This window comes from Paenibacillus sp. FSL M7-0896, from assembly GCF_037975415.1.
Lineage (GTDB): Bacteria > Bacillota > Bacilli > Paenibacillales > Paenibacillaceae > Paenibacillus_AQ > Paenibacillus_AQ silagei.
This window is the reverse complement of sequence record NZ_CP150250.1, coordinates 1,859,979-1,872,943: the sequence shown is the minus strand read 5'-3', so window position 1 is coordinate 1,872,943 and position 12,965 is coordinate 1,859,979. Positions and strand designations below refer to the sequence as shown.

General features: G+C 51.5%; 10 protein-coding genes. 1 reads left to right on the top strand and 9 read right to left on the bottom strand.

The features are described 5' to 3' along the window. Nucleotides 1–109 precede the first annotated feature (109 nt). Both MKY12_RS07815 and MKY12_RS07810 read right to left on the bottom strand, forming a co-directional pair. Nucleotides 110–1,972 carry a beta-glucoside-specific PTS transporter subunit IIABC gene (locus MKY12_RS07815; RefSeq protein ID WP_339313370.1) on the bottom strand — a complete coding sequence of 621 codons (1,863 nt, stop codon included), beginning with the start codon at nt 1,970–1,972 and terminating at the stop codon, nt 110–112. Between the two features lie 234 nt (nt 1,973–2,206). Further along, the gene (locus MKY12_RS07810) at nt 2,207–3,052 is read right to left on the bottom strand and encodes a PRD domain-containing protein (RefSeq protein ID WP_339313369.1); all 846 of its coding nucleotides are present in this window, start codon (nt 3,050–3,052) and stop codon (nt 2,207–2,209) included. A gap of 268 nt (nt 3,053–3,320) precedes the next feature. Between MKY12_RS07810 and MKY12_RS07805 the strand changes: the two genes are divergently transcribed. After that, a complete protein-coding gene (locus tag MKY12_RS07805) occupies nt 3,321–3,569 on the top strand; it encodes a hypothetical protein (protein ID WP_339313367.1) in 249 nt (82 codons plus the stop codon). Between the two features lie 93 nt (nt 3,570–3,662). Here the strand turns inward: MKY12_RS07805 and MKY12_RS07800 are convergent, their stop codons facing one another. The 7 genes from MKY12_RS07800 to sufC form a co-directional block, all read right to left on the bottom strand. Further along, nucleotides 3,663–5,531 (bottom strand): ABC transporter ATP-binding protein, encoded by a 1,869-nt coding sequence (locus tag MKY12_RS07800; protein WP_339313366.1) that lies wholly within the window; start codon nt 5,529–5,531, stop codon nt 3,663–3,665. Continuing rightward, nucleotides 5,528–7,297 carry an ABC transporter ATP-binding protein gene (locus MKY12_RS07795; RefSeq protein ID WP_339313365.1) on the bottom strand — a complete coding sequence of 590 codons (1,770 nt, stop codon included), beginning with the start codon at nt 7,295–7,297 and terminating at the stop codon, nt 5,528–5,530. The genes MKY12_RS07800 and MKY12_RS07795 overlap by 4 nt, the downstream gene beginning before the upstream one ends. 425 nt (nt 7,298–7,722) lie before the next feature. After that, nucleotides 7,723–9,120 (bottom strand): Fe-S cluster assembly protein SufB, encoded by a 1,398-nt coding sequence (gene sufB, locus MKY12_RS07790; RefSeq protein ID WP_036721442.1) that lies wholly within the window; start codon nt 9,118–9,120, stop codon nt 7,723–7,725. A gap of 30 nt (nt 9,121–9,150) precedes the next feature. Then, entirely contained in the window at nt 9,151–9,579 is a 429-nt protein-coding gene (gene sufU / locus MKY12_RS07785) for a Fe-S cluster assembly sulfur transfer protein SufU (RefSeq protein ID WP_339313364.1), read from the bottom strand. Beyond that, nucleotides 9,566–10,792, bottom strand: coding sequence for a cysteine desulfurase (locus MKY12_RS07780; protein ID WP_076079079.1), 1,227 nt, complete (start codon nt 10,790–10,792; stop codon nt 9,566–9,568). Before MKY12_RS07780 ends, sufU begins: the two co-directional genes overlap by 14 nt. Beyond that, the gene (sufD, locus tag MKY12_RS07775; protein WP_036721436.1) at nt 10,789–12,090 is read right to left on the bottom strand and encodes a Fe-S cluster assembly protein SufD; all 1,302 of its coding nucleotides are present in this window, start codon (nt 12,088–12,090) and stop codon (nt 10,789–10,791) included. Before sufD ends, MKY12_RS07780 begins: the two co-directional genes overlap by 4 nt. A 25-nt stretch (nt 12,091–12,115) precedes the next feature. Next, a complete protein-coding gene (gene sufC, locus MKY12_RS07770) occupies nt 12,116–12,898 on the bottom strand; it encodes a Fe-S cluster assembly ATPase SufC (protein WP_036721433.1) in 783 nt (260 codons plus the stop codon). Nucleotides 12,899–12,965 lie beyond the last annotated feature (67 nt).

Sequence of the window (12,965 nt, the reverse complement as noted above, 5' to 3'; positions counted from 1 at the left end):
TTTCCTCTACGCAAAAAAAAATCAAGCAGCCCCTCCTGCGTTACCGCAGAAGTGCTGCTTGAAGTTGAATACCAACAGAAGCCTCCCCCGGCCGGGGGAGGCTATCCTTTTATCGGATAAGTGTAAGCAGCAGCTCACCGCTAGGCACTTCTGTCCCTGTGCTCTTAAGCACATCAAGGTATTGTGCCGAGTTGGTGACAATCACAGGCGTGGCGGTTACAAATCCGGCTGCACGGATGGCTTCAAGGTCAAATTCAAGCAATAGCTGACCCTTGACTACCTTGTCGCCTTCCTGCACTTTTTTGGTAAAATGCTGACCCTTAAGCTTCACGGTATTGACACCGACATGAATCAGCAGCTCCGCACCGCCCTCCGAAGTGATGCCGATGGCATGTCCTGTCGGGAATACAGTAGTTACCGTTCCGTTCACAGGGCTGGTTAAGATGCCGGAAGAAGGCTCGATTACAATGCCCTTGCCCATGGCGCCGGAAGCAAAAGCTTCGTCAGGCAGGGTGTCAAGCGGCTGCAGCGTTCCTGCCAGCGGGCTTACAACCAGTTCTTTATCAATCAGCGTCGGTGTAGTCGTACCCGAGGTTGCACTTAAGTTAACCGATGCCGCAGCATCTGTCTCAGGCTCCTCGTAGCCAAACACCAGCACCAGTACAGCGGCCAGTACAAATGCTACCAGTATACCAATGACTACCCAAACAAATCCGGTGCCGAAATAGGTCGGCAGAGCCAGCAGACCCGGCAGTGAGAAGGATAATGCTCTTGCGCCGCCTGTTGCAATAATTGCACCGCCGATAGCGCCGGAGATACATGCATAGATGAACGGTTTTTTGAGCTTCAGGGTGACTCCATAAATGGTTGGTTCAGTAATCCCAAAGACCGCAGATAGTGTAGAAGAACCGGCGAGTGCCTTAAGCTGCGGGTTCCGCGATTTCAGGAATACACCGAATACAGCCCCAGCCTGCGACAGAACGGCCGCACTGAGAATAGGCAGCATGGTATCCTGTCCCAGTGTAGCAATATTGCTGAGCATGATCGGTACGAAGCCCCAGTGTACACCGAAGATTACGAACACTTGCCAGAACGCCCCGGCAATGGCTCCGGCCACAAGCGGACTTAGATTGTAGAGCCAGGTATAGCCAGAGGCCAAGCCGTCACTGATCAGGGAGCCTACAGGTCCGAAGGCCAGGAACGTAAGCGGAATAACAATGAGCAGTGCGAACATGGGAACCAGGATATTCCGGACCGATTCATGAATGAACGAACGGAACCATTTTTCTACATAGGATTGTACCCATACCGCCAGAATAATCGGGATCACGCTGGAGGAATAGTTGATCAGTACGATCTTGATCCCCAGGAAGTGCAGCGGGTCAGGTGAGCCTACAGCCGCAATGACTGCGGGATAGATCAAGGCTCCGGCTATGGCAATGGACACGAATTGATTCGCCTTGAATTTGCGCGCTGCCGTAACCGCCAGGAAGACAGGCAGGAAATAGAACACGCTGTCGGCAGCCGCATTGAGGATCATGTAAGTGCCGCTGGCAGCACTAATCCACTCCAGTGACAGAATCAGGGCCAGTAAGCCCTTGAGAATCCCCGCCCCGGCCAGTGCACCCAGAATCGGCGAGAAAATACTCGAAATGATGTCCACCGCTTTACCCAGAACTCCGGTGCTTTCCGAGCTTTCGTCACTGCCGCTTTTCTCCGCATCCTGAAGCGAGGTTTCCTTCATAATCTGCTCGAATACCTGGCTGACATTGTTGCCGATGACCACCTGGAATTGCCCGCTGTTCTCAACCACTGTAATGACTCCCGGAGTCTTCTCCAGCGCTGCTTTATTGGCTTTGCTGTTATCCTTCAGCTTGAATCTTAAGCGTGTGGCACAATGGAAGACGGAATTCACATTCCCTTCTCCGCCAACGAGTGTGATAATTTGTTTGGATAAGTCTTCATTGCTCATTTGGGTTTGCTCCTTTTGAGATCTGTAATATAAGCATCGCTGCAGAGGCGAGTTGTGCCAGCCCTTCTATCTTTCCCCTCTGCAAACAAGAAAAACCTGAACTCAAGGCAAAAAAGGCGTAGAATACACGCTATTTTGCCATCAGCTCAGGTTTTGCCTGCATGACCAGTTACACCCTGACAGATGATATGAAAATATATGAAATAAATATTGTAGTCTTACGTATGTTACGTGTTACTCCAGGTTATTGCGTTCAGTTACACGCTGAATGTGAATCGTCAAATAGACATATTCATCCTTGCTGAGGCTCTGGCCATGGGATTTCTCCAGATATTCATTAATCTTGCCTACGCATTCAAAAGCCTTGACATAGGTTAGCCTCACCTGATTGTACAGGAACTCTTCCCCGCTGTTATTGGTCTCCTTCTTCAGCACCCGCATGGAAAAATACTGCAGATGGGTCAGGAACCGCGAGTAGTTAAGCGAGGTCTCGTCCAGCACCACCTTATAATGATAGGTAACGATGTTCAGAATGTTCTGGACGATCTCCGTCATCTTGATCGTCGATCTTACCTCGGTGCCATCCATTCTGGCGTTGACCAGGTGGAGGGCAATGAAGCCGGCTTCATCCTCGCCCAGCGAGAGGCCGGTGGTCTGTTCAATCATCTTCAGGGCATCCAACCCGATCCCGAATTCCTTCTGGTAAAAGCGCTTGATCTCAAACAGCATCGCATTCTTCAGCTGAATCCCCTTCTCAAAACGCTCCAGCGCGAAATGGATATGATCCGTCAGCGTCAGATAGAGATTATCGTTCAGCTCTGTGTGCAGCACTCCACTCGCGTAGGTGACGATGCTGCTGGCCAGCTCCAGGTGAGCCACCGGAATATCATTCAGCAGTTCAGTCAGCCGGGCAGTGAATTCATTCTCGTTCAGCAGAAAAATCTTATCCACCTTGGCAGGATCAACATAATCCCCCGCCACCTTATTGAAGGAAATCCCTCTGCCCATCACAATAACCTCCTTGCCCTTCTGGTTCTTGGTCAGGAGCACATTATTGTTCAGCACCTTCTCGATAATCATCTCTATTTCACCTCCTGACGCATAGTTTGTACAAAAAAAGCCTAAGTTGATCCCAATATCATTCATAAAAATGATACTCGCATCAGCTTAGGCATTGCCCGCGTTACCGGTCACAATCCTGTATTACTGCTATTGTAGCATAAATAAAAGCGATTTCAAGAACTTTTTTTATTCTAAAGATCTGAATATTCATATTTGGCTTCATTCCGGTTTGAAACCGTATCTCCAGGGTCACGCTAATAGCAGACAATAATACAAGGGAGGAGATATGATGCTTGCGGTTCACCAGCGCCTTGCCGAGCTATATACCCTGAGTCTGAAGCGTCCACTGGCTCCGGCGGAGCAAGACGAGCTTCAGCATTGCCTGCATGTTAACACCGTCTACTGCTGGGAAATGGCCCGCCTCCATATCGAAGCTCTGTTGGCAGAGAGTACTCAAGATACCGGGTGGCAGCAGGAGATCAGTGCGCAGCTGCTGGAGGTCCGGGTAAGCGGGAAGCCGGGAAAACGGCCTTAACGGGAAGGAGCTCTACGCTTCCCCTTATCATTCCAGACGCAAAAAAAACAGCAGCCCCTCCCCCACATCGGGGCCAGGCTGCTGCATGTGCTTCTATAAGAAGCGGAACTGTGCTTCTATTAATCCGTTATAAATACCGTCGTGCTTGGTGAGCTCAGCATGGTTGCCTTCTTCCTTGATCTCGCCGTGATCCAGCACCACGATCTTATCCGCATGGCGGATGGTCGAGAGGCGGTGGGCGACGATGAAGGAGGTCCGGCCCTGAAGCAGCAGCTTCAGCGCTTCCTGAATCTTGATCTCCGTCTCCGTATCAATGCTGGCGGTCGCTTCATCCAGAATCAGAATCCGCGGATCAGCCAGCAGCGCCCGGGCGAAGGACAGCAGCTGGCGCTGTCCCATGGACAGTGCGCTTCCCCGCTCCTCTACCTCGGTATCATAACCGGCAGGCAGCTTGACGATGAAATCATGGGCGTCTACAGCCTTAGCGGCCGCTTCAATCTCTTCGTCCGTGGCATCCAGCCGCCCGAAGCGGATGTTGTCGCGGATCGTTCCCGAGAAGATGAAGGTATCCTGCAAGACAATCCCGATCTGTTCGCGCAGACTCTGGAGTGTAACCTCGCGGATATCCCGTCCATCAATGGTGATGCCGCCGCTCTTGATATCATAGAACCGGCCGATCAGGTTGATGATCGTGCTTTTGCCGGAGCCGGTATGTCCTACGAGTGCAATGGATTGGCCTGCGTGGACATCCAGATTAATGCCCTTGAGTGCCGCGCGGCCCTTCTCATATTCAAACACAACATTATCGAAGTGAATATCTCCCTTAATCTTGGACAGCGGAGTTGCTCCCGGCTTATCCTGAACCGCAGGCTGTTCGTCGAGATATTCGAAGATCCGCTCGGAGGAGGCCATCGCCACTAGCAGCTGATTGTACATCTGTCCCAGCCGGTTGATCGGGTCCCAGAAGTTGCTGACATAACTGCTGAAGGCGACCAGGAAGCCGACCGTAAGCTCTCCCGACTGAATCAGGTAAGCCCCGAACCAGAAGAGAATCATCGTCCCGAAGCCGCCGGTAACTTCAATGATCGGACCGAATGCCTGGTTCATGGCTGAGGCCTTGTTCCACGACTTCCGGCTGTCCATATTCATGGCATCGAAATAATGCATGTTCTCTTCTTCCTGCGTGTAGGCCTGGGTGACGCGGATCCCCTGAATTGACTCATTCAGATGGGAGTTGATCCGCGAGTTCTTCATACGCACATCCTGCCAGGCAATACGGATTCTCTGCCGCAGCTTGGTCGAGATCAGGAACATAATGGGCACCGTAATCATAACGGCCAGCCCCAGCTTCCAGTTGATCAGCAGCAGAATTATCATAATGCCGAACAGTTGCACACAGTCAATCATTAGATTGACGACCCCGTTGGTGAACAAATCCTGCAGCGAGTTAATATCATTGGTCACCCGGACCAGGACTGATCCGGCCGGACGTTTATCAAAGAAGTTGAAGGACAGCTTCTGGATATGCCGGAACAGGTCCGAGCGCAGATCATAGATCACCCGCTGGCCGATCACATTCGTATATTTGATCCGGTATACGCCCGCAATCCATTGAATCAGATACAGAATGATTACACTGGCTGTGAGCGTGTAGAGCAGCGTCAAGCTGGTGTTTCCGTCTTTTGGAGCAATCGCTTTATCAATCGCCATACTGGTCAGGAATGGAACCGTCAGCTTGGTAATCGTCCCCAGAATCATCATGATCGAGACCAGCGGCAGCATCTGCCTCGCATATGGCTTCATATAGCTGAATAAGCGGGTGAACTGCTTCCAGTCAAAAGCCTTATCGATCACATCATCGTCTTTGTAGATAAAACGCTCTTCAAGCGTCTGTTCTTCAACCTTACTGTTGTCGGTATTTAATACGCCGTCAGCGGTCTGTTTGGAGGTCTCAAGACTCATGCCGGATCACCCGCCTCTCGTTCATTATCCCTGGCTAAATAATCGGCATACTGAATCCGGTACACATCCTGGTAAGGTCCCGGGACCGCGATCAATTCCTGATGGGTGCCCTGCTGGACCATTCTCCCTTCATTCATGACAATGATCTGATCGGCATGACGCAGGGAGGAGATCCGGTGGGCAATAATCAAGGTGGTCCGTCCGCGCATAACCTCCTGGAACCCGGCCTGAATCTCATGCTCCGTCTCCATGTCCACCGCACTGGTGGCATCGTCCAGGATAAGAATCCGCGGATTCTTGAGCAGTGCGCGCGCGATGGCAATCCGCTGCTTTTGGCCGCCCGAGAGACCCATTCCCCGCTCCCCGACTACCGTATCGTAGCCTTCCGGCATCTCCATAATGAAGTCATGCGCCTTCGCCAGCTCGGCGGCACGGATGATCTCATCCATGCTGACATTCTTCAGTCCATAAGAGATATTATTGCGGATCGATGAGGAGAACAGGAAGGTCTCCTGGAATACCGTCGATATTTGCGAGCGCAGACTACGGACCTGGAACTCGCGGATATCCACGCCATCGAGCTTGATACTGCCCTGATTCACATCATAAGCACGCATCATGAGCTGGGTAATCGTGGATTTACCGGATCCCGTTCCGCCAAGGAATCCAATGACCGCACCAGGCTCCGCATGGAAATGAATATCCTTGACTGCCGGCATTTTGTTGCCGTAAGCGAAGGTGACATGATCGAACTCCACCTCACCCTTCACTTCTGCCGCTGCAAGCTCGCGGGCATTCTCTTGATCCCGGACATCGATTGTCTGATTCAGCACTTCCAGCACACGTTCGCCAGAGGCCTTCGACTGGGTATAGTTGTTGATGTGGAACCCGAGTCCCCATACGGGGCCGATAATGTACCAGATCAGGCTGAAGAACGCAACCAGCTCACCCAGCGACATCTTCCCGTTGATAACCAGCGTACCGCCAACACCCAGCAGGATCGCTACACTGACCGAAGCCAGCAGCTCCATGAACGGGAAGAATTTACTCCACAGCTCGGCCGCAAAAATCTGATTATCTTTATAACGTTCATTACGGTGTGAGAATTTCTCAACTTCGTAGGCCTCTCTGGCAAACGATTTGACCGTTCTTACCCCGGTGACATTCTCCTGTACAGCCGTTGTCAGGGAACTTAACGCCAGGCGCATCTCCTGAAAGGCCGGATGAATCTTGGATTCAAATCTGAGTGCGACTACCGCCAGAAACGGCATTGTGATCAGAGTAACCAGCGTCAGCTGCCAATTGATGGTAAACATCATAATGGAGCCGAACAAAACCATGAAAAACACATTCAGCAGTTGGGCAAATCCGAAGCCGATAAACATCCGGATCGCTTCCAAATCCCCGGTCAGCCGGGACATCAGGTCACCTGTCTTCGCCGTATCATAATAACGGAAGGACAGAAATTGCAGCTTCTCATAGCAGGCATTGCGCAGCCGGTAGGCCAGGAAATTCCCCAGCCGTCCGCCGAAAAATCCATGGGCAAACTGCAGGCACGCCTTGACAATAATGACAGCAAGCACACTGAGAGCGAGTACGGGCACCTCAGTAAACTTTAGGGGAACAATAACATCATCGATCAATCTCCTTAACAAATTGGGGGTAATAAGCCCCACTGCAGTTGCGGCCGCCAAACATACAATCGACAGAATCAGATAGTGCAGCTTCTCCCGATAAAAGCCCCGCAGTTGCCTGAGAACATCCATATCTCTCCTCCTTAAAGCTTTACGAAGTAAAGCTGGCTCCGTAAGCATAAACTTGGTCTCTAAATATCGCACCGTAAGCTAGCTTTTTTAGCGCTTCCAATTTAGTGACTTTAAGCAGTTTATCATCCCTAATTTAATGCGGCAAAGGGGAGAAACCACCGTTTTCCCTCTTTTTCCGGAATAAACCGGGCTTAAGCAGGGGCTAATGGACACCCGTAGTTTTAAATGCTGCTATTTCCTCGCAAATACTGCTCAATTAAGATATAGCAAGATTCAACGATGCAAAGCAGCTTTTTGAAAGCCTAATAAAAGGTATTTTATGTTCCTATAACACACAAAAGTGCCCACAGAGCTTTGACCAACCTGCATCAAAGTTCTGTGGACACTCACTGTATATCGCCTGGTTATTGAAGGAGGCAGCTAGTTTACCCTATACTGCCTTCCATCTCAAACTTGATGAGACGATTCATCTCGACCGCATATTCCATCGGCAGCTCTTTGGTGAACGGCTCGATGAAGCCCATAATAATCATCTGCGTGGCATCAGCTTCGGAGAGACCGCGGCTCATGAGGTAGAATAGCTGCTCCTCAGATACCTTGGAGACCGTCGCTTCATGCTCAAGCACAATGTTATCGTTCATGATCTCATTGTAAGGAATCGTGTCCGAGGTGGACTCGTTATCCAGAATGAGCGTATCGCATTTAATATTGGATTTCGCGCCTTCTGCCTTGCGGCCGAAGGAAGCGAGTCCACGGTAAGTGACCTTGCCGCCGTGCTTGCTGATCGACTTGGATACAATGGTTGAGGTGGTATCCGGTGCCAAGTGGATCATTTTGGCGCCTGCATCCTGATGCTGATTCTTGCCCGCTACCGCGATGGACAATACAGAACCCTTGGCTCCACGGCCTTTAAGAACAACCGCAGGATATTTCATAGTCAGCTTGGAGCCGATGTTGCCATCTACCCATTCCATCGTAGCATTCTCTTCGGCAACCGCACGCTTGGTAACGAGGTTGTAGATGTTCGGTGCCCAGTTCTGAATGGTGGTATAACGGACACGGGCGTTCTTCATGCAGAGAATTTCAACCACTGCACTATGCAGAGAGTTCGTGCTGTAGATTGGGGCAGTACAGCCTTCAACGTAATGCACGAAGCTGTCTTCGTCTGCCAGAATCAGAGTACGCTCGAATTGTCCCATATTCTCGGAGTTGATGCGGAAGTAAGCCTGCAAAGGAACTTCACACTTCACACCCTTCGGAACATAGATGAAGCTGCCTCCTGACCAAACGGCACTGTTAAGTGCGGCGAACTTGTTGTCTGCAGGCGGAATGATTGTGCCGAAGAACTTCTTGAACAGCTCAGGATGATCACGCAGTGCGGAATCCGTATCTGTGAAGATCACACCCTGATCCTCCAGGTTCTGCTGCATGCTGTGATAGACTACCTCAGATTCATACTGTGCAGAGACACCGGCAAGGAACTTCTGCTCCGCTTCCGGAATTCCCAGCTTGTCGAAGGTCTCTTTGATCTCGGAAGGTACCTCCTCCCAAGTCTTGCCCTGCTTCTCGGAAGGTCTAACATAATATTGGATATCCTCGAAATCCAGATCATCCAGATTGCCGCCCCACTTCGGCATTGGCATCTTACGGAACTGCTCCAGGGATTTCAGCCGGAATTCCAGCATCCATTCGGGCTCGTTTTTGATTGCGGAGATTTCCCGGACGATTTCTTCCGTGAGTCCTTTACCAGACTGAAATATCGACTTGTGCTCGTCACGGAATCCGTACTGGTATTCCTCCATATCAGGCGCTTTCTTAGCCATGGTGTCAGCCTCCTTGTGTGTAATATTATTTTATAAGCTTCTTTGCGTATCTATGCCTTTGCGAAGCGCGTTCCAGGCCAGAGTGGCACATTTGATCCGCGCCGGAAATTTATTAACACCGGACAGGGCTTCAATATCTTCGTAGTCACCGAAATCTGCTTCCTCACCCTTCATTAGAGAGGAGAAGCTGTCGGCCATCTCAAGCGCATGCGCTATCGATTGGCCCTTGACCGCTTCCGTCATCATCGAAGCCGACGACATGCTGATTGAACAGCCTTCGCCGCTGAAACGGGCGTCCTGGACGATCCCATCCTCCACCTTAAGCTGAAGCGTAATGCGGTCGCCGCAGGTAGGGTTATTGAGCTCAATCTTAAGTGCGTCATCTTCAAATGAGCCGCGATTTCGGGGATTTTTGTAATGATCCATAATTACGCGTCTATATAAGTCATCCAAGTTCATAGCTGAAATACTCCTTTGCCTTAAGTAAGGCTTGAACCAGCGCATCTACATCCTGTTCAGTGTTGTACAGGTAGAAGCTCGCCCGGGCGGTGGAGCTGACCTCCAGCCAGCGCATGAGCGGCTGGCAGCAATGATGCCCCGCGCGGACAGCCACGCCTTCCGCATCCAGCACGGTGGCCACATCATGCGGATGAACATCACCCAGGTTGAAGGTGACTACCCCCACCTGACGGTTGCGGGGACCATAGATCGTCAGATCACTGACCTCCGACAGCCGCTGCTCCGCATATGCTGCAAGCTGCATTTCGTGGCGGTGAATCTCATCCATCCCGACCTCCTGCAGGAAATCAATCGCTGCTCCTAAGCCGACGGCACCAGCAATAATCGGTGTTCCGCCTTCGAACTTCCACGGCAGCTCCTTCCAGGTAGACTCATACAGCCCGACATCATCGATCATCTCGCCGCCGAATTCAACCGGCTCCATAGCTTCCAGCAGCGCCTTCTTGCCGTAGAGAGCACCGATACCAGTAGGCGCAAGCATCTTGTGCCCGGACAAGGCGTAGAAATCGCAATCCAGGTCCTGCACATCCACCTTCAGGTGCGGTGTGCTCTGTGCACCGTCCACCACAATTACTGCACCGTTCCGGTGGGCAATCGCTGCAAGCTCTTTGATAGGATGAGTAACGCCCATGACATTGGATACATACGCAATGGCTACGATCTTGGTCCGGGCAGTAATCGTCTGCTCGGCATCCTCCAGCGTGATCGTACCGTCCTTTTGCAGCGGCAGGAATTTCAGGGTAGCCCCGGTGTTCTTGGCCAGCTGCTGCCAGGGAATGAAATTGCTGTGATGCTCCATCTGGGTAATCACGATCTCATCCCCTTCCTTCAGGACGGAAGGACCGTAAGAGGAAGCTACAATATTAAGCGCGGTCGTTGTCCCGCGTGTGAAGATAATTTCCTTCACACTGCGGGCATTAATGAAGTTCTTCAGCTTCTCGCGGGCACCTTCATACGCATCGGTTGCCCGGCTCCCCAGGGTATGCACCCCGCGGTGTACGTTGGCATTATCCCATTCGTAGTAAGACTTGACCGCCTCAATGACCTGGCGCGGCTTCTGTGAAGTGGCCGCACTGTCCAGGTAGACCAGCGGATGGCCGTTGATCTTCTGGTTCAGGATGGGAAACTGCTCCCGGATCTGACTGCTAATCATTGGCCTAACTTCCTTTCCACAAGAGATTGGAGCTGATTGCGCAGTCCCTCCAGTGGAATTTGCGATACAACAGGTGCAAGGAAGCCGTATATGATCAGTGTTTCTGCGTCATGCCGCGATAATCCCCGGGACATCAGGTAATAGACTTGCTCGTAATTGACCTGTCCTACGGAAGCGGCATGGCCTGCGGTTACATCATCTTCATCTATAAGGAGGATCGGGTTGGCGTCTCCACGCGCTTTGGGGCTTAGCATCAGAACCTTCTCTGTCTGCTGTCCGTCAGCTCTGGTAGCGCCCTTCTCAATCTTCGTAATTCCGTTAATAATCGAGGTTGCTGAATCCCGCATAACAGCACGCGTGATCATGTCACTTGGTGTATTTCTGCCGAAGTGCTGGGCTTGTGTAGTATAGCTCAGCTTCTGCGAACCGGAGCCTACAGCAATGACCTTCGCATCTGAGCTTGAGCCGTTGCCTTTAAGCACCGATTTGGTATCGCTGGCGGTATCTCCATAGTTCATCTCACCGATGATCCATTCAATGGTGCCGTCATTCTCCACAACGGCGCGGCGGTACGTCACATCCGTTGTATCCTGCCCCAGCTGATGTACGGTAGCGTATCTCACAGTGGCACCTGCACCTACGAATACTTCAACGGCTCCGTTATGCAGACCCGCTTCAGTCTTATCCGATACGTAGTTATCCACGTAGGTCAACGAACTGTTAGTATCGGCAACAATCAGAATATGCGGTACAAAGGCAGCTTCAGCGTCATCTGTGAGCAGAACCGCCTGCAGCGGAGTCTCGATGACAACATTCTTCGGAACATAGAGGAATACCCCGCCGTTCCATAGTGCTGCATGCAGTGCGGCGATGGAGTGCTCTTCCGGCAATACTGCCTTATGCAGATAACGCTGAACAAGGTCTCCATGCTCTCTGACTGCAGTCTGCAAATCGGTGAAAATAACACCTTGCGCAGCCAGCTCCGGAGCCAGGCGGGCATATACAGCCCCTGAATTCCGTTGAATAATCAGGCTGCCTTCCTCTTGTCCTTCAATCAGCCCGGCAATAGAAGCCGGTGCATCTTGAAGTGCCGCCAGCGCCTGGCTTGGCTTGTATTCCCCGTAGTTGTTGATATTCCAGCGGTCAATCCGTGTCTTCTCCAGCTTCGGCAGGTCAAGCCCTGCGGCAAGCTCCAGAGCCTTCAAACGGCTGTCCTTCAGCCAGCCCGGTTCGCCGCTGCTCTGCGATTGTGCGCCGAGCTGCTGTGCATCCACGGGAAGAATGGTTTGCGTCGTCATAAGTGGTTTCCTCCTTCCAGCGTTTCTAAGCTTCTTGTCCTACAGTTTCGTCTTCAATGCCGAGCTCTTCCTTGATCCATTCGTAACCTTCTGCTTCCAGTTTCTGTGCCAGCTCAGGACCGCCGGATTTCACAATCCGTCCCTGCATCATGACATGCACATAGTCAGGTTTGATATAATTAAGCAACCGCTGATAGTGGGTAATAACAAGGAATCCGCGTTCCGGGCTGCGCATGGAGTTCACGCCATCAGCAACAATTTTGAGTGCGTCAATATCAAGGCCGGAGTCAATTTCGTCAAGGATGACGATCTTAGGGTCCAGCATCATCATTTGCAGAATCTCGTTACGCTTCTTCTCCCCGCCGGAGAAGCCTTCATTCAGATAACGGTGCAGGAATTCAGGGTTCATATCCAGTTCTTTCATCTTGGCTTCCATCTGGCGGATGAAGCGGATCAGTGAGATCTCACTGCCCTCTTCACGGCGCGAGTTAATCGCACTGCGCAGGAAGTCGGAGTTCGTCACTCCGCTGATTTCACTTGGATATTGCATCCCGAGGAACAACCCGGCGCGGGCGCGCTCATCCACTGCCATCTCCAGCAGATCTTCACCTTCGAGCAAGGCCGTACCTTCTGTAACCACATACTTGGGATGACCCATCAGAGCTGAGGCCAGCGTACTTTTACCAGTACCATTCGGTCCCATCACGGCGTGAATTTCTCCGCCCTTCATCTGAAGGTTAATCCCCTTCAGAATTTCTTTTCCTTCAATCGTCGCTTTCAGTCCCTCAATGACAAATTCTGCTGCCATAATTATTATTCCCTCCATTGATCGATTTGCGAAATCAGAAAGTTGTATTGTCACAGGTTAACCCTGA

Excerpts from the sequence above, each read along its gene's own strand:
- MKY12_RS07805 (WP_339313367.1), top strand. The coding sequence starts at position 3,321 with ATGATGCTTGCGGTTCACCAGCGCCTTGCCGAGCTATATACCCTGAGT.
- MKY12_RS07815 (WP_339313370.1), bottom strand. The coding sequence starts at position 1,972 with ATGAGCAATGAAGACTTATCCAAACAAATTATCACACTCGTTGGCGGA.
- sufU (WP_339313364.1), bottom strand. The coding sequence starts at position 9,579 with ATGAACTTGGATGACTTATATAGACGCGTAATTATGGATCATTACAAA.
- MKY12_RS07795 (WP_339313365.1), bottom strand. The coding sequence starts at position 7,297 with ATGGATGTTCTCAGGCAACTGCGGGGCTTTTATCGGGAGAAGCTGCAC.
- MKY12_RS07780 (WP_076079079.1), bottom strand. The coding sequence starts at position 10,792 with ATGATTAGCAGTCAGATCCGGGAGCAGTTTCCCATCCTGAACCAGAAG.
- MKY12_RS07800 (WP_339313366.1), bottom strand. The coding sequence starts at position 5,531 with ATGAGTCTTGAGACCTCCAAACAGACCGCTGACGGCGTATTAAATACC.
- sufC (WP_036721433.1), bottom strand. The coding sequence starts at position 12,898 with ATGGCAGCAGAATTTGTCATTGAGGGACTGAAAGCGACGATTGAAGGA.
- sufD (WP_036721436.1), bottom strand. The coding sequence starts at position 12,090 with ATGACGACGCAAACCATTCTTCCCGTGGATGCACAGCAGCTCGGCGCA.
- sufB (WP_036721442.1), bottom strand. The coding sequence starts at position 9,120 with ATGGCTAAGAAAGCGCCTGATATGGAGGAATACCAGTACGGATTCCGT.
- MKY12_RS07810 (WP_339313369.1), bottom strand. The coding sequence starts at position 3,052 with ATGATTATCGAGAAGGTGCTGAACAATAATGTGCTCCTGACCAAGAAC.